The organism is Chelatococcus caeni, assembly GCF_014196925.1.
In the GTDB taxonomy this organism is placed as follows: Bacteria; Pseudomonadota; Alphaproteobacteria; order Rhizobiales; family Beijerinckiaceae; genus Chelatococcus_A; species Chelatococcus_A caeni.
This window is the reverse complement of sequence record NZ_JACIEN010000001.1, coordinates 1,024,399-1,040,993: the sequence shown is the minus strand read 5'-3', so window position 1 is coordinate 1,040,993 and position 16,595 is coordinate 1,024,399. Positions and strand designations below refer to the sequence as shown.

Genomic DNA, 16,595 nt, shown 5'->3' with positions numbered 1-16,595 from the left:
TCGCCCGTGGCAATCTCAGCGCCGTTCCATCGCTTCGCACGAGGCCGCAACGCGTGATCGAAGACCTTGAGCTCGCCGCCGCATTTCCCCGGGCCACCCGCGACGACTGGCTCGCCCAGGTCGAACGCGCCCTGAAGGGGGCGGATTTCGAGAAGAAGCTCGTTTCCCGCAGCCGCGAAGGCATCGTCGTCGAGCCGCTCTACGGCAAGGCCGAGGCGGCGCGCGCGCCCCTCGGGCGAGCCGAGGCCGGACCGTGGCAGGTCCTGCAGCGCATCGACCATCCCGATCCCGCCGAGGCCAACCGGCTGGCGCTCGCCGACCTCGAAGGGGGCGCAAGCGGGCTCGTGCTCGCCCTCGCCGGCTCGGCGACGGCACGCGGCTTCGGCCTGGCGCTGGCGGATGCCGATTCCTTGGCGGCCGCGCTGTCGGGCGTGCTGCTCGAACTCGTGCGCCTCAGGCTGGAGACGGCGCCCTTCGACGGCCGCCGCGTCGCGACCATCGTCGCCGAGCACGTCGGACGGTGCGGCCTGCCGGCCTCCGGCCTCGACATCGACTTCGGCCTCGATCCGGTCGGCGACTTCGCCCGCACGGGCCGCCTGCCGCTCGCCTGGCCGGAGCTCGCGGCACGGCTGACCGGCACGGTCGCGGACCTCCGCGGCCGGGGCTTCGCGCGCGGCCTCGTGCGCGTCGACACGCGCGCCTGGCACGAGGCCGGCGCCGGGCCGGCGCAGGAGCTCGCGGCCGCGCTCGCGACCGGCGTCCTCTATCTGCGCGTGCTGGAAGAGGCCGGCATCGCCCCGGAAGAGGCAGCCCCGCTCCTCTCCTTCCTCATGCCGGCGGATGCGGACGCCTTCTTCACCCTCGCCAAGTTCCGCGCTTTGCGCCGCCTGTGGGCGCGGGTGGAAGAGGCCTGCGGCCTCGCACCGCGGCCGATCCGCCTCGATGCCGAGACCGCCTGGCGCATGGGGACGAAGCGCGATCCCTGGGTCAACATGCTGCGGGCGACGGTCGCCACCTTCTCCGGCGCCCTCGGCGGCGCGGACGGCATCACGGTGCTGCCCTTCACCGCCGCGCTCGGCCTGCCCGACGGCTTCGCCCGGCGCATGGCCCGCAACACGCAGCTCATCCTCGCCGAGGAATCGAACCTGTGGCGCGTCACCGACCCCGCCGCCGGCTCCGGCGCCTTCGAGGCGCTGACGGAGGCGCTCTGCGAGAACGCCTGGGGCCTGTTCCAGGCCATCGAGCGGGAGGGCGGCATTCTCGCGAGCCTCGCCGCCGGCCACGAGCAGGCACGCATCGCCGAAACGCGCGGAAAGGCCAGCCGCGACATCGCCACGCGCAGGGCGCCGATCACCGGCACGAGCGAGTTCCCGCATCTCGGCGAGGCGCCGGTCAGCGTCCTCATGCCGGCGCCGAGCGAGGCCGGTCCTGCCCTGCCCGCCGAAGCGGCGCTGGAGGCCGAGCCGCTGCCGTCGGTGCGGGACGCAGAACCGTTCGAGGCCCTGCGCGATGCGAGCGATGACGCGCTTGCCCGCCGCGGCCGTCGCCCGTCCGTCTTCCTCGCCAATCTCGGACCGCTGGCCGCCTTCACGGCACGTGCCACCTTCGCCCGGAATTTTTTCGAGGCCGGCGGCATCGAAGTGGTGACAAACGACGGTTTTCCGTCGCTGGAGGCCCTCGCCGCCGCCTTCCGCGCGTCCGGCGCGGCGCTCGCCTGCCTGTGCTCGTCCGACGAGGTCTATGCCCGCGAGGCCGCAGCCGCCGCCAAGGCGCTCAAGGCCGCCGGCGCAAGGCACCTCTATCTCGCCGGCCGACCGGGGGAACTGGAGGCCGCCCTTCGAGTTTCCGGGGTCTCGGACTATATTTTCGTTGGGTGCGATGTTCTCGCGCTCCTGTCGCGGGCTTTCGCCGAGGCAATGGACGAGGGCGCATGAGAGCATCCGCGAGATGACAGGAGGCATCCATGCGTCCTGCGGGATGGCTGGCTCTGGCGCTCGGCGCAGGCGGTCTGCTGGCGGACGGTGCAGCGCTGGCCCAGACGACGAAATTCGACGGCAGCTGGAGCGTGCTGGTGGTGACGGAGGCCGGCAACTGCGACCGTGCCTTTCGCTATCCCGTCGGGGTGGCGGGCGGCATCGTGCAGTACACGCCCCAGCCGGGTGCCCCCGCGGTGGACCTGTCCGGCCGCATCGACCCCCGCGGGCGTGTCAATGTCCGCATCCGGCGCGGCGCCGACACCCTCACCGCCACGGGGCGCGTCGAGGATGGACGGGGAAGCGGCACCTGGCGGACACCCACCCGCGGCTGCTCCGGCTACTGGCAGGCTGAACGCAGGGGACCATGATGATGAAGGCGCCTGACAACGGTTCGCGCATCCCCGACTTCTCGACGATGGCATTGGCCGATGTGACCGCGCCGATGGGATCGCCGGCCGGCGAGCCGTGGCTGACGCCCGAGGGCATCCTCGTCAAGCCGCACTACGGCGAAGGGGACCGCAAGGGGCTCGACTTCCTCGACACCTTCCCGGGCCTGCCGCCCTTCCTGCGCGGCCCCTACCCCACCATGTACGTCAACCAGCCGTGGACCGTGCGCCAGTATGCCGGCTTCTCCACGGCCGAGGATTCCAACGCCTTCTACCGGCGCAACCTCGCCGCCGGGCAGAAGGGCCTGTCGGTGGCCTTCGACCTCGCCACCCACCGCGGCTATGACAGCGACCACCCGCGCGTCGCCGGCGACGTCGGCATGGCCGGGGTCGCCATCGATTCCATCTACGACATGCGCACGCTGTTCGCGGGCATCCCGCTCGACGAGATGAGCGTGTCGATGACCATGAACGGCGCCGTGCTGCCGGTGCTGGCGCTCTACATCGTCGCGGCCGAGGAACAGGGGGTGCCGCCCGAGAAGCTCGCGGGCACCATCCAGAACGACATCCTCAAGGAATTCATGGTGCGCAACACCTACATCTACCCGCCCAGGGGGTCGATGCGCATCATCTCGGACATCTTCGCCTTCACCTCGGCGCATATGCCGAAGTTCAACTCCATCTCCATCTCCGGCTACCACATGCAGGAGGCGGGGGCGACGCAGGACCTCGAGCTCGCCTATACGCTCGCCGACGGCGTCGAATATATCCGCGCCGGCTTGGCCGCCGGGCTCACCATCGACCAGTTCGCGCCGCGGCTCAGCTTCTTCTGGGCCATCGGCATGAACTTCTTCATGGAGGTGGCGAAGCTCCGGGCCGCGCGCCTCCTGTGGGCGAAGCTCGTCAAGGACTTCTCGCCGAAGAACGACAAGTCGCTGGCGCTCAGGACCCATTGCCAGACCTCCGGCTGGTCGCTGACGGCGCAGGACGTGTTCAACAACGTCACGCGCACGGCCATCGAGGCCATGGCGGCGACGCAGGGGCACACCCAGTCGCTGCACACCAACGCCCTCGACGAGGCGCTCGCGCTGCCGACGGACTTTTCCGCCCGCATCGCGCGCAACACCCAGCTCTTCCTGCAGCAGGAGAGCGGCACGACGCGGATCATCGACCCGTGGGGCGGCTCCTACTACGTGGAGCGGCTGACGGGCGAGCTCGCCGCGCGGGCCTGGGCCCACATCCGCGAGGTGGAGGAGCTCGGCGGCATGGCCAAGGCCATCGAGGCCGGCATCCCCAAGCTGCGCATCGAGGAGGCGGCGGCGCGCACGCAGGCGCGCATCGATTCCGGCCAGCAGGCCGTCATCGGCGTCAACCGCTTCCGCCCGGACGACGAGCCGCCGATCGAGGTGCTGAAGGTCGACAATTCGGCCGTGCGCGCGGCGCAGATCGACAAGCTCAAGCGCCTGCGGGCCGAGCGCGACGCCCCGGCGGTGGAGGCGGCGCTCGCGGCCCTGACGAAGGCCGCCGACACCGGCGAGGGCAACCTGCTCGCCCTTGCCGTCGATGCCGCCCGGGCCAAGGCGACGGTCGGCGAGATTTCCGCGGCACTGGAGAAGGTCTGGGGCCGCCACCGGGCGGAGATCAAGGCCATCTCCGGCGTCTACAAACGGGAGGTCGGCGCGATGAGCGATGCCGTCGAGCGTGTTCTCGCCCTCGTGGAAGCTTTCGAGCATGACGACGGCCGCCGGCCGCGCATCCTCGTCGCCAAGATGGGCCAGGACGGGCACGACCGCGGCCAGAAGGTGATCGCCTCGGCCTTCGCCGACCTCGGCTTCGACGTCGATATCGGCCCGCTGTTCGCGACCCCGGCGGAGGCCGCCCGCCAGGCGGTGGAGAACGACGTGCACATCGTCGGCGTCTCCTCGCTCGCCGCCGGCCACCTGACGCTGGTGCCGGAGCTGAAGGCGGAACTCGAGAAACAGGGCCGGCCGGACATCATGATCGTCGTCGGCGGCGTCGTGCCGCCGCAGGACTACGAGGCCGTGACCAAGGCCGGCGCCTCGGCCATCTTCCCGCCGGGCACGGTGATCGCCGAAGCGGCCGAGAAGCTCATCAAGGAGCTCAACCGTCGCCTCGGCTACGAGCCGAAGCAGGCAGCGGAGTAGCGGGCACGAGCCACGAGGCCGGCGACCGGATCGCGATGGGCGATCGCACCGTCGGCCATGGCGTCATCGAGCGCGGCTTCAAGCTAACTGCGCAGGTCCTCGCAGTGGCGGCCCTCGTGCCGGACGACATCGCCAGACGCCATCAATGTATCCTGGAGCTGGGAGCGGTCGGGAAGACCCGACGTGGCCCGGCTGGCTGTGCCGCCCCTACATTCCCGCCGGGTGATGCGCATAAGAGTAGAGCCGGTATTTCGCATGCTCGCCTGTGCCCATGCCGCCGACGGTCGTGAGGGCCTCGAGCATGACGCGCAGGGTGGCGAGACCGAGCCCTCGCAACCCGGTTTGCCGTGCGACGCCGGCGGCGATGGTCACGCCGCCGACATGGGGCTGCCCCGTCTTGCCTCCGCCGGCTTCAGGCGGAGCCAGCGTGTCCGGCACCGGGCCGTAGGACAGGCATTCGCCGTTGTCGTCGCAGGCGCGGAACCAGAGGCCCGGGTGCCGCGCCTCAAGGGCGGCGAAGGCCGGTGAAGGAGAGAGCGCGAGGCGCCCTTCCATATCGCGCGCCAAGGCGGCGCGAACTGCAGCGGCGACCAGCGCCTCGTCCTGCGGCGCCGACCGCTCGACAGCGATAGCCAATGCGGCGAGGGCGACCACGCCCATTACCCCCGCCGGCCAGCCAAGGGCGCCGAGCCTTCCTTGCCGGACGGCACGCCCGGTGGCATCGGCCGCTCGCCTCTCACGGATCATGGCATGCACCTCCCCAAGTCGGGATCGCAGAAACGCTCCCGTCAACCTAGGGCGAATAACATGTTTGTCAATTAATTTTTCTCGATAAACGTGAAATCAATCATCGTCGATCGGCTGAGGACAGCCGTCATCCACGAATTCGAGAATGTCGCCCGGCTGGCAGTCGAGATGCCGGCAGAGCGCGTCGAGCGTCGAGAAGCGGATGGCGCGGGCCTTGCCGGTCTTGAGCACGGAGAGGTTCTGAATCGAGATGCCGACGGCAGCCGCCAGATCGCCGAGGCGCATCTTGCGCTTTGCGAGCATGACATCGAGGTTGACAATGATCGCCATCGCCCGGCTCACACCGTCAGGCTCAGTTCGTCCTGCATGCGGCAGGCCATGCCCATGATGCGGCCGAGCAGGATGACGACGAGCCCGATGAACAGTTCGCCGAGATGAAGCTGGTAGACGAGCGGCACCTCGGTGAGCCGCTCGGTGAAATAGAGGACGAGGCCCGCCGCCAGGAATGCGACCTGGTCGGCCAGGGAATAGGCGACGAGGAGGACACCCATGCGGTGGATGCGCACAACCGCCGGCGCCGTGAACACCTCACCCGCCGCATAGAGCAGCAGCAGCTGGTGCAGTTCCCGCAGCATCAAGCCGAGGAGCAGCGGCGCAATGCTGGTCAGCACGACAAAGGCGATCTTGCTGGAAAGCTGCAACTGGCTCGCATCCGCCGGGCCACCCGGCAATTCAGGATCGCCATGCATGGTCGCCACCGTCGCAATGGCGATCCATGCGAGAGGCACGAGCCATTGCAGGACTGCGGTGACCAGCGACAGGCGCCGGCTGTAGATTTGAACCGTAGGCATCGCCCATTCCCACCCGGTGACAATGTCCGCCGACGCTAGTCCCGACGGGCTTCGGCAGCAATCAGATTTATCGATAAACATGAAACGCGCGCCGTGATGGCCCGGTTGCAGCCTCCCGCTCCCCCGCCGTGTCGTGAATGAGGCCGGCGCCCGGATCGCGGTGGCCGATGACGCCGTAAGCCGCCGCGATGGCGTCATCCAGCGCGGTTTCGAGCCGGCGGCGCAGGTCCTCGCAGTGGCCGGCCGCCGCGTCGGACGGAACCTGCACCGGCTCGCCGATGACGATGGCACCGCGACCGAAGGGCAGCGGGATGCTGGCCCGGTCCCAATTGGCGAGGTCGATGCGCCGGCTGGTCACCACCGCGAGCGGATAGATCGGCCGGCCGGAATGCAGCGCGAGACGGATGATGCCGGGCCCGCAGATACGGGCGCGCTTCGGCACGTCCGCGGTCAGAGCGACACTGGTGCCGTCGGCGAGCGCCCGCAGCATGGCGCGGAAAGCGGGGGCGCCCCGCTTGCGCCGGGCCTGCCGCGGATCCTCCGCCCCCGATCCGTGGATGACGGAGAGGCCGAGGCGCGCGCAGACGGCGCCGATGAGGGCACCATCGCGGTGGGTGGAGACAAGCGCCGCCACCGGCCGTTCGTCCATGCGTGCGGCGAAGGAGAGAAGCTGCTGGCCATGCCACATGGCGAAGATCGCAGCGCCCTCGGGCTGCGGCCCCAGACGCGCGTCGAAGCGGGTCGTGCGCGCCACGAGGCGCAGATAGCCCGCAAGGGCGAAGCTGCCCGCCCGGACGGTGAGCGGCGGGGCGAAGCGATCCGCGGCGGATTGCTCGCGGACTGAAGGCGCACCGGCGGAAGCGGCACGCCGGAAGGCAGCGGACGTCATGAAAACACCCTGTCGGTTGCACGGGCCCCGTGCATCGGGGCCCTGCTGCCGAGAGGGTCTGCCGCGGCCACATTACCGCGGCCTGACGTGCGGGCGCCTTGCGGGTGCCGCCCTTCCCTACTGCGCCGTCGCCGGCTGCCGTGCCGGCGGCCGGTTGTCGTTGGCGGCGCGGCTGGCGCAGCCGGCCACGGCGTCGCGCTCCTTCACCGCGTCCGGATAGAGCACCAGGATCTTGCGCAGCACGCCGTTGGTCCAGCCGAAGCCGTCCTGGGTCGGATATTCGCCGCCGCCGGTGACGAGTTGCTCGTCGACCACGTTGTACTTCTCCATGAGCTTGCCGGTGGCGCGCCAGGCCGCCACCGCCTTGCTGGCGAAGCGCTCGGCGATGGTGCGGGCGAGGTCCGTTTCGCCGTAGTCGGCAAGGCCCTTGATGGCGATCCACTGCAGCGGCGCCCAGCCGTTCGGCGCGTCCCACTGCTCGCCCGTCGCCACCGTCGTCGTCACGAGGCCGCCGGGCTTGAGGAGATCCGCCCTCACCGCCTTCGCCACCTCGCCGGCCTGTTCAGGGGTGGCGATGCCGGTGAACAGCGGATAGAGCGCGGCGGCGGTGACCGCGTCGATGCGCCGGTCCTCGCGCCAGAGATAATCGGCGAAAATGGTCTTCTCATCGTCCCAGACGTGGCGCTGGACGGCCGCCTTGCGCAGCTCGGCGCGGGCCCGGATCTCGGCCGCCTTCTCCGGCTTGCGGTCGGCCTCGTAGGCCTCGGCGAGGACGGTTTCCAGCCGGTAGAGCAGGCTGTTGAGGTCGACCGGCACGACATCCGTGGTGCGGATGGTCGGCAGGCGGTTGCCATCTTCCAGCCAGCGCGAGCTGAAGTCCCAGCCGCTCTCGGCGGCGGCGCGCAGATGCCGGTAGACCTCCGGCTGCGGCCGGTTGGAGCCGCGCGCCGTCTCGACATCCTCGCGGTAGGATTCATCGCGCGGGCGGTCGCGGTCGTCCCAATAGCGGTTGAGCAGGGTGCCGTCGGGAAGACGCACCACCCGACGGTGCGCCTCGCCCGGCGCCAACGTATCCGCGCCCTCCATCCAGAAGGCATATTCCTTGGCGAGCGCCGGCAGGAAGGTCGTGTGGACCGCCGTGCGGTCGGCACTGTGCGCGGCGACGAGGTCCACCATGAGGCCGAAGAACGGCGGCTGCGAGCGGCTGACGTAATAGGTGCGGTTGCCGTTCGGGATATGGCCGAAGCGCTCGATCAGGCTGGCGAAGTTGTCGACCATGTGCCGGGCGAGGTCGTGCCGGCCGCTCTCCTCGAGGCCGAGCATCGTGAAATAGGAATCCCAGTAGTAGATCTCGCGGAAGCGGCCACCCGGCACGACATAGGGCGCCGGCAGCGGCAGCAGGGAGGAATATTGCTCCGTCACGTCCGGCTTGCGCTGCAGCACCTCCCACAGCGCGTCGATGTGGCTGCAGACGTCGCCGCTCGCATCCGAGCGATAGGCGTCGCTCGGCGCTTCCGGCAGCGTGAAATGGGCCGCGACGAAAGCCGAAAGATCGAAGCCGGACTTGCCCCGCTCCTCCTCATAGCGCTGCACGATGGTGGCGGGCGGCTCCTTCGGCACGGCATCGACGAAGGTCTTTCCATCCGGGAAGACGCGGTTGAGCTGTACTTCCTCGAAGAGCTTGCCGTAGAGCTGTGCCGGCGTCTCGACCTCGGCCTCCTGGGCCGAGGCGAAGGCGACGTTGAAAGCACAAGCTGCGAGCAAGGCGACGAGCGCTCGTCTTTGCATGACTTGGGCTCCTGCGACGGGTGGAACTCTGCCGGCGGCCCGGCAGGCGAGGCTCCCCAGCCCGATGACGGCAGGATACCAGCGAATACTGCTCGCCTCACCCTCGCCCGGAAGACGGCGCCCCGCCCTCGCCGTCCCGTGAATTGACAGCTCCTGCCGCGGGCGGCATCCGGTTGTTCATGCGTCTCATGCGCCTTGCCCTCGCGGCCTTCTTCCTCGTCTTCCTGCTGCCGCTCGGCGCGCATGCGCTCATGTGGATGACCCACGAACATCCCCAGTCATGGAGCCGCGCCGACTGGACGAGCAGCGGCCTCCTGCCGGCGCCGGTCGCCGACAGCCCGGCCGTCATCCACATCTACGCGGCCCGCACCGGGCGCTGGAAAGGCGCCGTGGCGCATCACACCTGGCTCGTCGTCAAGGAGGCGGGCGCCGCGCCCTACGAGCGCTACGACAAGGTGGGCTGGGGCTCGCCCGTGCGGCGCGACGGCTGGGCGGCGGACGGGCGCTGGTACGGGAACATGCCGGAGCTCGTCGCCGCCATCGAAGGCGAGGCGGCGGCGGCGCTGCTGCCCGCCGTGCGGGCGGCGATCGCCGACTATCCCTTTCGCGAGCAGGGCCACTACCGCGTCTGGCCGGGGCCGAACTCGAACAGCTTCGTCGCCCATGTCATCGCGCGCGTGCCGCAGCTCGGGGTCGCCCTGCCGCCGACGGCGCTCGGCAAGGACTACCATGTCGAGATGGTCTATGCCGGCTTCGCCCCGAGCGGCACCGGCTTCCAGTTCGCCCTCGGCGGCCTTTTCGGCATCACCCTCGCCTGGGTCGAGGGCCTCGAGATCAACCTCTTCGGCCTCGTCGCCGGGCTCGACCTGCGCCGGCCCGCGCTGAAGCTGCCCGGCTTCGGCCGGCTCGCGCTCGTCTGAGCGACTTCACATCAATCCCAGGTCCGGCGCTCCACGGCCCGCTTGATCACGCCGCGCACGTCCTTGTTCGTCAGGAAGAGGTCGTGCCGGATGATGCCCCAGCCATAGTCCGAGGCATCCGCGATCTTGACGCCGAGCGGCTCCAGCACCGCCCGGTCGGCGGCGCCGACGCGCGAGACGCCGCCGGCAAGGCGGCTCGAGACGGCGAGCGCCCGGTCGTTGACGCTGGAGATGACCGTGATGTGCTTCGCCAGCGGGCCAATGCGCTTCACGCCGGTGGCGAAGAGGTCGACGTCGATGTCCGGCGAAGCAAGGACGATGGCGCCGAAACGGGCGGCGACATCCGGGCTGCCGCTCACCGCCCAGAGCTGGCGCAGCGTCTCCAGCGTCAGGAGCGTGCCCATGCTGTGCGCGACGATGTGGACGCGGCCGACCATGGCGTTGCGCACCAGCGCCTCGAGCAGGTCCTGGAAGGCATCGCGCGACCACAGCGCGCTCTCGCGGTCATAGCCGTAGTCGAGCAGCCCCTCCTTCGACGGCCAGGAGAAGCTGACCGTCGCCCCGGAGAAGCCGATGGCGCGCGTCAGCTCCGCCGCGTCGATCGCCGCCCGCTCGAAGCTCTGGTTGTAGCCGTGGACATAGACCAGCACGTCGCGCCCGCCCGCCTCCAGCGTCAGCGCCGCGACGGGATCGTTGTTGCCGAGGGCCTCGACGGCGTTGATGCGCCAGTCGCCCGAGAGCGTCGAGCCGATGCGGCCGAAGAACGTCTCCGGCGGCGGATCGAAGCGCACGGCGACGGCGCGCGTGCCGCCGGCGCGGGCGGAGCCGAACCACGGCCGCTCGCTCGCCCCGTTCACCGGCGCGCGTGTCGTGACGGCATAGACGACAGGGCCGCCACGTGCGCCCATCGGCGACGATCCGAGGGCGGACGCCGGCGCGCTGTCGCCGCCGAAGGCGCCGATGGCGCTGGAGCAGCCGGCGAGCGTCACGGCGCCGGCATTGACGAGCGCAAGGCGCAGCAGGGTGCGGCGGGACAAACGATGGGGCATGAACGGGCTTCGGTTGCCGGGCTTCTGGGACGGGTCCCTTTTGGCGTTCGATTGTGGGCGAAGATAGGGCAAAAGGTGGCAAAGGCCGGTCTGCGACGGTTCGCCCGGCCCCGCAGAGTTCCGTTTGCGGAATTCACCCCACCCCGATGCGCGAATCTGTGGCAACTATAACGTGACATGACACGCCTCGACCGTTCAGCTTTGCCCGATCTCGCCGCACGCCTCGCCAGGGGCGAGCGCGCGGCGCTGGCGCGTGCCATCACGCTCGTCGAATCGCGCCGCGGCGATCATCAGGCGCTGGCGCGCGAGCTCATCCAGACGGTGCTGCCGCGCACCGGCGGGGCCGTGCGCGTCGGCATCACGGGCGTGCCGGGCGTCGGCAAGTCGACCACCATCGACACCCTCGGCTCCAACCTGACGGCGGCGGGCCACAAGGTGGCCGTGCTCGCCGTCGACCCTTCCTCGCAGCGCAGCGGCGGCTCGATCCTCGGCGACAAGACGCGCATGGCGCGGCTCGCGGTGGACGAGAACGCCTTCATCCGCCCCTCCCCCGCCTCCGGCACGCTCGGCGGGGTCGCGGCGAAGACCCGCGAGACGATGCTCCTGTGCGAGGCGGCGGGCTTCGACGTCATCCTCGTCGAGACGGTGGGCGTCGGCCAGTCGGAGACGGCGGTGGCCGACCTCACGGACTTCTTCCTCGTGCTGATGCTGCCGGGCGCCGGCGACGAATTGCAGGGCATCAAGAAGGGCATCGTCGAGATGGCGGACATGATCGCCGTCAACAAGGCCGATGGCGAGGGTGCGACGCGCGCCAAGGTCGCGGCGGCCGACTACCGCGCCGCCCTGCATATCCTGGCGCCGGCGAGCCCGACCTGGTCGCCGCCGGTCATCACCATCTCCGGCCTCGCCAATGTCGGGCTGGACGCCCTGTGGGAGAAGGTGGCCGACCACCGCGAGCGCATGACGGCGACGGGCGAACTGCAGCAGAAGCGCCGCGCCCAGGAGGTGAAGTGGATGTGGGCCATGGTGGAGGACCGGCTGCACGCGCGCCTGCGCGCCGATCCACAGGTGCGCAAGCGCGTGCCGGCGCTCGAGGCCGAGGTCGCGGCGGGAAAGCTGGCGGCGACCGTGGCGGCCGACGAGATCGCATCCATTCTGGGGCTGTGACGCAGGCAACGCGATGTGGGCAATGTGAGATGGGCAAACGGAACAAGCGCTGCGACATTCTCATCACCGGCTTCGGGCCCTTCCCGCGTGTGCCGGTCAACCCGACGGCGGTGCTCGCCGAGCGCGTCGGCGGCAGCCGGCGCCTCGCCCGGCTCGGCATCAGGGCGGAGCACCACGTCTTCCGAACGCGCTACGCCATCCTGGGCAAGGCTTTGCCGACACGGCTGCACGCCGCGCGGCCGCGGGCGGTCCTGATGCTCGGCGTCGCCGCCCGCGCCCGCCACGTGCGGGTGGAGACGCGCGCCGTCAACAAGGCCAACAGGACGGCCCCCGACGCCTCGGGCAAGACCCGTCGCGGCGCGGCGCTCGCGAAGGGCGCTCCGCTGGTGCGGCGCTCGCCGGCCCCTCTCGCACGTCTGAAGGTGGCGATGGCGGGCACCGGCATGCCCGTCCGTCGCTCCATCGACGCCGGCCGCTATCTGTGCAACGCGAGCTATTTCACGGCGCTCGGCCAGCTTCAGGAAAAGCGCCCGTCCGTGCCGGTCGTCTTCATCCACGTGCCGATGCCGAGCGCCTGGGCGAGCAGCCCGACGCCGCGCCCGAAGCGCAGGAATTCCATCGCTGACGCCCCGGCCAAGGCCCGGCGTCCCACCCTCGCCGCCATGGCCCGGGCCCTCGAGACGGCCGCCGTTGTCCTTGCCCGGGAAAGTGCCCGCCGGCGAATGTCCTGATCCGGGACAATGCGGCCGGCACGAATCTTGTGTCCATGGCCCCGAAAGGACACGAGCCCATGGACGAAAGCCGCCGCCTCATCCTGATGACCGCCGCCCTCGCCGGCGCCGCGCCGCTCGCGGCGGGCCCCGCGATCGGCCGCGAGGCTGACGGCATGGCCGCCGCCCTCGGCCTTTCGGCGCTCCAGTTCGGCCTGCGGCCCAACACGGACGAGGACCAGTCCGCCCGGCTCGCGGCGGCGCTTGCGGAGGCGGCCCGGCGGGGCGCGCCGCTCCTCGTCCCTCCGGGGCGCTATCGCATCGCCGGGGTGGCGCTGTCCGATGGAGCGCGGCTCGTCGGCGCGCTCGGCCTCACCACCTTCGTCCATGCCGGCAGCGGGCCGATGCTCACGGCGCGGAACGCCCAGTCCATCGCCCTCCTCGGGCTGCGCCTCGACGGGCTCTCTCGCCCGCTGCCCGATCGCGCCGGCCTCGTGGCGCTCGAGGGCGTGCGCGAGGTCGAGATCGACGGCTGCCGCTTCGAGAAGGCCGGCGGCATCGCGCTTTATCTCACGGGCTGCGGCGGCCGCGTCACCAGCTCGGCCTTCTCCGAGGCCAGCCATTCGGCCCTGTTCTCCATCGATGCGACCGGCCTCTCGATCACCGCCAACACGGTGACCCGCTGCGGCAGCAACGGCATCCAGGTCTGGCGTTCGGAGAAGGGCGACGACGGCACCATCGTCTCCGGCAACCGGATCTCGCACATCGCCACCGATGCCGGCGGCACGGGCGAATATGGCAACGGCATCAGCATCTTCCGGGCGGGCGGCGTCCTCGTGAGCGGCAACACGGTGCGCGACTGCGCCCTGTCCGCCATTCGCAACAACTCCGGCTCGGCCTGCCAGATCATCGGCAACAACTGCGCCCGCCTCGGCGAGACGGCGCTGTGGGCCGAATTCGCCTTCGAAGGTACGATCATCGCCAACAACGTGGTCGAGGAGGCGATGAGCGGCATCTCCATGACCAACCTCGACCACGGCGGCCGGCTCTCGGTGTGCAGCGGCAACCTGCTGCGCGGCCTGCGCCACCGTCCCCGCTCCTATGACGGCGTGCTCGCCGGCGGCACCGGCATTCACGTCGAGGCCGAGGCGAGCGTCACCGGCAATGTCATCGAGGATGCGGAGGACAAGGGCATCAGCGTCGGCTGGTCCTGGGCCATGCGCAACATCACCGTGACCGGCAACGTCGTGCGCAACGCGCGGACCGGCATCCGCGTCAGCCTCGTGCCGAAGGAGCGCAGCGCCGTGATCTCGGGCAACGTCATCTCCGGCGCGCGCGAGGGCGCCGTCGTCGGCTACGAATACGACAAGGCCGTCACGGGCGACCTGACGGCCAAGCCGGATGCGCGGGCAACCGGCATCGTGGTGGCCGGAAATGCCGTCGCGTGACGCATCAGGCCCCGGCGAGCGCCGCCGCCGGCCGCATGGTGCCGACGACGAGGCCGTTGCGGTTGCGGATCGGCGGCCGCGACAGGGCGGAGACGGCCTGCCCCTCCTCGTTCGACAAGGTCAGGAAGCGCCCCGTCAGCGCCGCCATGGCGACCTCGGCGGCGCGCGCAGCGCCATCGTCGCACTTGAGCGCAAGGCCGAGGCCGAGCTCGGGAAAGGCGGCGCAATAGACGCCCTCGGCCCCCACCTTGACGAAGGCGCGCTCGCGCAGCGCCTCCATGAGGATGGTGTCGAAGCAGCCGGTGCCAGCGACCATGAAGGGATGGCGGGCGACGGCGGCGCGCAGGCGGGCGAAGGCGGCGGCGCGCTCACGCGTGAGGCCGGTCCCGGCGCCGAGCCGGGCGAAGGCGCGGGCGAGCGCCCTGAGCGGCACGGCATAGGTCGGGATGGCGCAGCCGTCGATGCCGCGCAGTTCCTCGCTGTGGGCGAAACCCGTCAGGGCCTCCATGGCGGCCTTGACCTCGCGCTGGATGACGTGATCGGGCGCGACATAGCCGGCAGGATCGACGTCGAGCGCGCAGGCCGTGCAGATGAAGCCGGCGTGCTTGCCGGAGCAGTTGTTGTGCAGGGCCGTCGGCTCCGCCCCGCTGCGGGCGAGCGCCCGCGTCGCCTCCGCCCCGAGGGGCCAGTGGGTGCCGCATTCGAGGCAGGCCGGCTCGCGCCCCGCCTTGGCGAGCATGCGCGCGGCGGTCTCGGCGTGCAGCGGCTCGCCGGAGTGGGAGGCGCAGGCGAGCGCGAGCTCCGCCTCGGTCAGGCCGTAGCGGTCCGCCGCGCCGCTCTCGACGAGCGGCAGCGCCTGGATGACCTTGACCGCAGAGCGCGGGAAGACCGGCCGGTCGGCATCGCCGAGGACGAGCACGTCCGCCCCATCGGCGTCGACCACGGCGAGCGCGCCGCGATGCGCCGATTCCACGACATTCCCGCGGGTGACCTCGACCAGGACAGGATCCGTCATCATGCCTTCTCCGTTTGACGCTCTTTTGCGCAGCGACCGGGCCCCTGTCAAACCGTGGGGTTCCTTGCTCCTCGCCCGCCGAGGCTTTAAAGCCCTCGGCGATCTTCCGCTCCACCACCAGGGTGTCTCGATGCGCGTCGCAATGATCGGTTCCGGCTATGTCGGCCTCGTCTCCGGTGCCTGTTTCGCCGATTTCGGCCATGTGGTGACCTGCGTCGACAAGGACCCGGCCAAGATCGAGGCCCTGATGCAGGGCGACATCCCGATCTTCGAGCCGGGGCTCGATGATCTCGTCGCCACCAATGTCAAGGAAGGGCGCCTGTCCTTCGCCTCCGACCTGACGGAAGCCGTGCGCTCGGCCGACGCCGTCTTCATCGCGGTCGGCACGCCCTCGCGACGCGGCGACGGCCACGCCGACCTCTCCTACGTCTACCAGGCGGCGCGCGAGATCGCGAAGGTCATGGACGGCTACACCGTGATCGTCACCAAGTCGACGGTGCCGGTCGGCACGGGCGACGAGGTGGAGCGCATCGTGCGCGAGACGCGGCCGGACGCCGATTTCGCCGTCGTCTCCAATCCGGAATTCCTGCGCGAGGGCGCGGCCATCGCCGATTTCAAGCGGCCCGACCGCATCGTCATCGGCACCGATGACGAGCGCGCCCGCAAGGTGATGGCCGAGGTCTACCGCCCGCTCTACCTCAACCAGGCGCCGATCCTCTATACCGGCCGGCGCACGGCGGAGCTGACGAAATACGCGGCCAACGCCTTCCTCGCCACCAAGATCACCTTCATCAACGAGATCGCGGACCTGTGCGAGAAGGTGGGCGCCAACGTGCAGGAGGTGGCGCGCGGCATCGGCCTCGACAACCGCATCGGCGGCAAGTTCCTGCATGCCGGGCCGGGCTACGGCGGCTCGTGCTTCCCCAAGGACACGCTCGCGCTGATCAAGACGGCGCAGGACGCGGATTCGCCCATGCGCATCGTCGAGACGGTCGCGGCCGTCAACGACCAGCGCAAGCGCGCCATGGCGCGCAAGGTGATCGCGGCCTGCGGCGGCTCGGTGCGCGGCAAGACCGTGGCCGTGCTCGGCCTCACCTTCAAGCCCAACACCGACGACATGCGCGAGGCGCCGGCGCTGTCGATCATCACTGCGCTGCAGGACGGCGGGGCGGCGATCCGCGCCTACGATCCCGAGGGCATGGAGCAGGCGCAAGGCCTGCTCGACCGCGTCACCTATTGCGACAGCGCCTATGACTGCGTCCAAGGCGCGGATGCGCTCGTCATCGTCACGGAATGGAACGCCTTCCGCGCGCTCGACCTCGACCGGGTCAAGGGACTGATGAAGGCGCCCGTCGTCGTCGACCTGCGCAACATCTACCGCGCCGGCGAGATGGCCCGCCGCGGCTTCCTCTATGTCAGCGTCGGCCGGCCCGACGGGGCGGCGGATGCCGACGGGATGATGTGACGGTGCCCTCCTCCGCCTT

Annotated in this window: 15 protein-coding genes; 8 read left to right on the top strand and 7 right to left on the bottom strand. The window is 70.5% G+C overall.

Features of this window, described 5'->3' with window-relative positions; genetic code table 11:
* The first annotated feature begins 56 nt into the window (after positions 1-56).
* From GGR16_RS05030 to scpA, 3 genes are read left to right on the top strand one after another with little or no spacing between them, the layout of a single operon-like run.
* Positions 57-1,934, top strand: coding sequence for a methylmalonyl-CoA mutase family protein (locus GGR16_RS05030; protein WP_183316343.1), 1,878 nt, complete (start codon positions 57-59; stop codon positions 1,932-1,934).
* A 29-nt stretch (positions 1,935-1,963) separates the two neighbouring features.
* Positions 1,964-2,344: a hypothetical protein gene (locus GGR16_RS05025; protein WP_019401262.1), complete on the top strand. Its 381-nt coding sequence runs from the start codon at positions 1,964-1,966 to the stop codon at positions 2,342-2,344.
* Complete coding sequence (gene scpA, locus GGR16_RS05020) at positions 2,341-4,527, top strand: methylmalonyl-CoA mutase (RefSeq protein ID WP_183315879.1); 2,187 nt, start codon at positions 2,341-2,343, stop codon at positions 4,525-4,527. Before GGR16_RS05025 ends, scpA begins: the two co-directional genes overlap by 4 nt.
* Before the next feature lie 207 nt (positions 4,528-4,734).
* Here scpA and GGR16_RS05015 read toward each other — a convergent pair whose 3' ends face one another.
* The 5 genes from GGR16_RS05015 to treF form a co-directional block, all read right to left on the bottom strand.
* Positions 4,735-5,274 (bottom strand): hypothetical protein, encoded by a 540-nt coding sequence (locus GGR16_RS05015; protein ID WP_183315878.1) that lies wholly within the window; start codon positions 5,272-5,274, stop codon positions 4,735-4,737.
* Between the two features lie 96 nt (positions 5,275-5,370).
* Entirely contained in the window at positions 5,371-5,604 is a 234-nt protein-coding gene (locus GGR16_RS05010) for a helix-turn-helix domain-containing protein (protein ID WP_019401265.1), read from the bottom strand.
* Between the two features lie 8 nt (positions 5,605-5,612).
* Positions 5,613-6,125, bottom strand: a complete 513-nt coding sequence (locus GGR16_RS05005) for a DUF2975 domain-containing protein (protein ID WP_183315877.1) — start codon at positions 6,123-6,125, stop codon at positions 5,613-5,615.
* Between the two features lie 67 nt (positions 6,126-6,192).
* Complete coding sequence (locus GGR16_RS05000) at positions 6,193-7,014, bottom strand: lysophospholipid acyltransferase family protein (RefSeq protein WP_183315876.1); 822 nt, start codon at positions 7,012-7,014, stop codon at positions 6,193-6,195.
* Between the two features lie 117 nt (positions 7,015-7,131).
* On the bottom strand, positions 7,132-8,802 hold the full coding sequence (gene treF, locus GGR16_RS04995) for an alpha,alpha-trehalase TreF (protein ID WP_183315875.1): 1,671 nt from the start codon (positions 8,800-8,802) through the stop codon (positions 7,132-7,134).
* Between the two features lie 179 nt (positions 8,803-8,981).
* Between treF and GGR16_RS04990 the strand changes: the two genes are divergently transcribed.
* On the top strand, positions 8,982-9,722 hold the full coding sequence (locus GGR16_RS04990) for a DUF3750 domain-containing protein (protein WP_246372816.1): 741 nt from the start codon (positions 8,982-8,984) through the stop codon (positions 9,720-9,722).
* An 11-nt stretch (positions 9,723-9,733) separates the two neighbouring features.
* On the opposite strand, the gene GGR16_RS04985 is transcribed toward GGR16_RS04990, so the two are convergent.
* Complete coding sequence (locus GGR16_RS04985) at positions 9,734-10,771, bottom strand: alpha/beta hydrolase (RefSeq protein WP_183315873.1); 1,038 nt, start codon at positions 10,769-10,771, stop codon at positions 9,734-9,736.
* 177 nt (positions 10,772-10,948) lie between these two features.
* Between GGR16_RS04985 and meaB the strand changes: the two genes are divergently transcribed.
* The 3 genes from meaB to GGR16_RS04970 are packed head-to-tail and all read left to right on the top strand — an operon-like array spanning position 10,949 to position 14,096.
* Entirely contained in the window at positions 10,949-11,938 is a 990-nt protein-coding gene (meaB, locus tag GGR16_RS04980) for a methylmalonyl Co-A mutase-associated GTPase MeaB (protein WP_183315872.1), read from the top strand.
* Between the two features lie 29 nt (positions 11,939-11,967).
* Positions 11,968-12,669 (top strand): pyroglutamyl-peptidase I, encoded by a 702-nt coding sequence (locus GGR16_RS04975; RefSeq protein ID WP_183315871.1) that lies wholly within the window; start codon positions 11,968-11,970, stop codon positions 12,667-12,669.
* 59 nt (positions 12,670-12,728) lie between these two features.
* Positions 12,729-14,096, top strand: coding sequence for a TIGR03808 family TAT-translocated repetitive protein (locus GGR16_RS04970; RefSeq protein WP_183315870.1), 1,368 nt, complete (start codon positions 12,729-12,731; stop codon positions 14,094-14,096).
* Positions 14,097-14,100: 4 nt separating this feature from the next.
* Here the strand turns inward: GGR16_RS04970 and GGR16_RS04965 are convergent, their stop codons facing one another.
* On the bottom strand, positions 14,101-15,111 hold the full coding sequence (locus GGR16_RS04965; protein WP_183315869.1) for an asparaginase: 1,011 nt from the start codon (positions 15,109-15,111) through the stop codon (positions 14,101-14,103).
* Positions 15,112-15,241: 130 nt separating this feature from the next.
* Here GGR16_RS04965 and GGR16_RS04960 point away from each other — a divergent pair, with 130 nt between their 5' ends.
* On the top strand, positions 15,242-16,576 hold the full coding sequence (locus GGR16_RS04960) for a UDP-glucose dehydrogenase family protein (RefSeq protein WP_183315868.1): 1,335 nt from the start codon (positions 15,242-15,244) through the stop codon (positions 16,574-16,576).
* Positions 16,577-16,595: the final 19 nt, after the last annotated feature.

Coding starts and splice junctions, on each gene's coding strand:
- GGR16_RS05015 (WP_183315878.1), bottom strand. CDS start 5,274: ATGATCCGTGAGAGGCGAGCGGCCGATGCCACCGGGCGTGCCGTCCGG.
- GGR16_RS05025 (WP_019401262.1), top strand. CDS start 1,964: ATGCGTCCTGCGGGATGGCTGGCTCTGGCGCTCGGCGCAGGCGGTCTG.
- GGR16_RS04985 (WP_183315873.1), bottom strand. CDS start 10,771: ATGCCCCATCGTTTGTCCCGCCGCACCCTGCTGCGCCTTGCGCTCGTC.
- GGR16_RS04960 (WP_183315868.1), top strand. CDS start 15,242: ATGCGCGTCGCAATGATCGGTTCCGGCTATGTCGGCCTCGTCTCCGGT.
- GGR16_RS04970 (WP_183315870.1), top strand. CDS start 12,729: ATGGACGAAAGCCGCCGCCTCATCCTGATGACCGCCGCCCTCGCCGGC.
- GGR16_RS04990 (WP_246372816.1), top strand. CDS start 8,982: ATGCGTCTCATGCGCCTTGCCCTCGCGGCCTTCTTCCTCGTCTTCCTG.
- GGR16_RS05010 (WP_019401265.1), bottom strand. CDS start 5,604: ATGGCGATCATTGTCAACCTCGATGTCATGCTCGCAAAGCGCAAGATG.
- GGR16_RS04965 (WP_183315869.1), bottom strand. CDS start 15,111: ATGACGGATCCTGTCCTGGTCGAGGTCACCCGCGGGAATGTCGTGGAA.
- GGR16_RS05000 (WP_183315876.1), bottom strand. CDS start 7,014: ATGACGTCCGCTGCCTTCCGGCGTGCCGCTTCCGCCGGTGCGCCTTCA.
- meaB (WP_183315872.1), top strand. CDS start 10,949: ATGACACGCCTCGACCGTTCAGCTTTGCCCGATCTCGCCGCACGCCTC.
- GGR16_RS05005 (WP_183315877.1), bottom strand. CDS start 6,125: ATGCCTACGGTTCAAATCTACAGCCGGCGCCTGTCGCTGGTCACCGCA.
- treF (WP_183315875.1), bottom strand. CDS start 8,802: ATGCAAAGACGAGCGCTCGTCGCCTTGCTCGCAGCTTGTGCTTTCAAC.
- GGR16_RS04975 (WP_183315871.1), top strand. CDS start 11,968: ATGGGCAAACGGAACAAGCGCTGCGACATTCTCATCACCGGCTTCGGG.
- scpA (WP_183315879.1), top strand. CDS start 2,341: ATGATGATGAAGGCGCCTGACAACGGTTCGCGCATCCCCGACTTCTCG.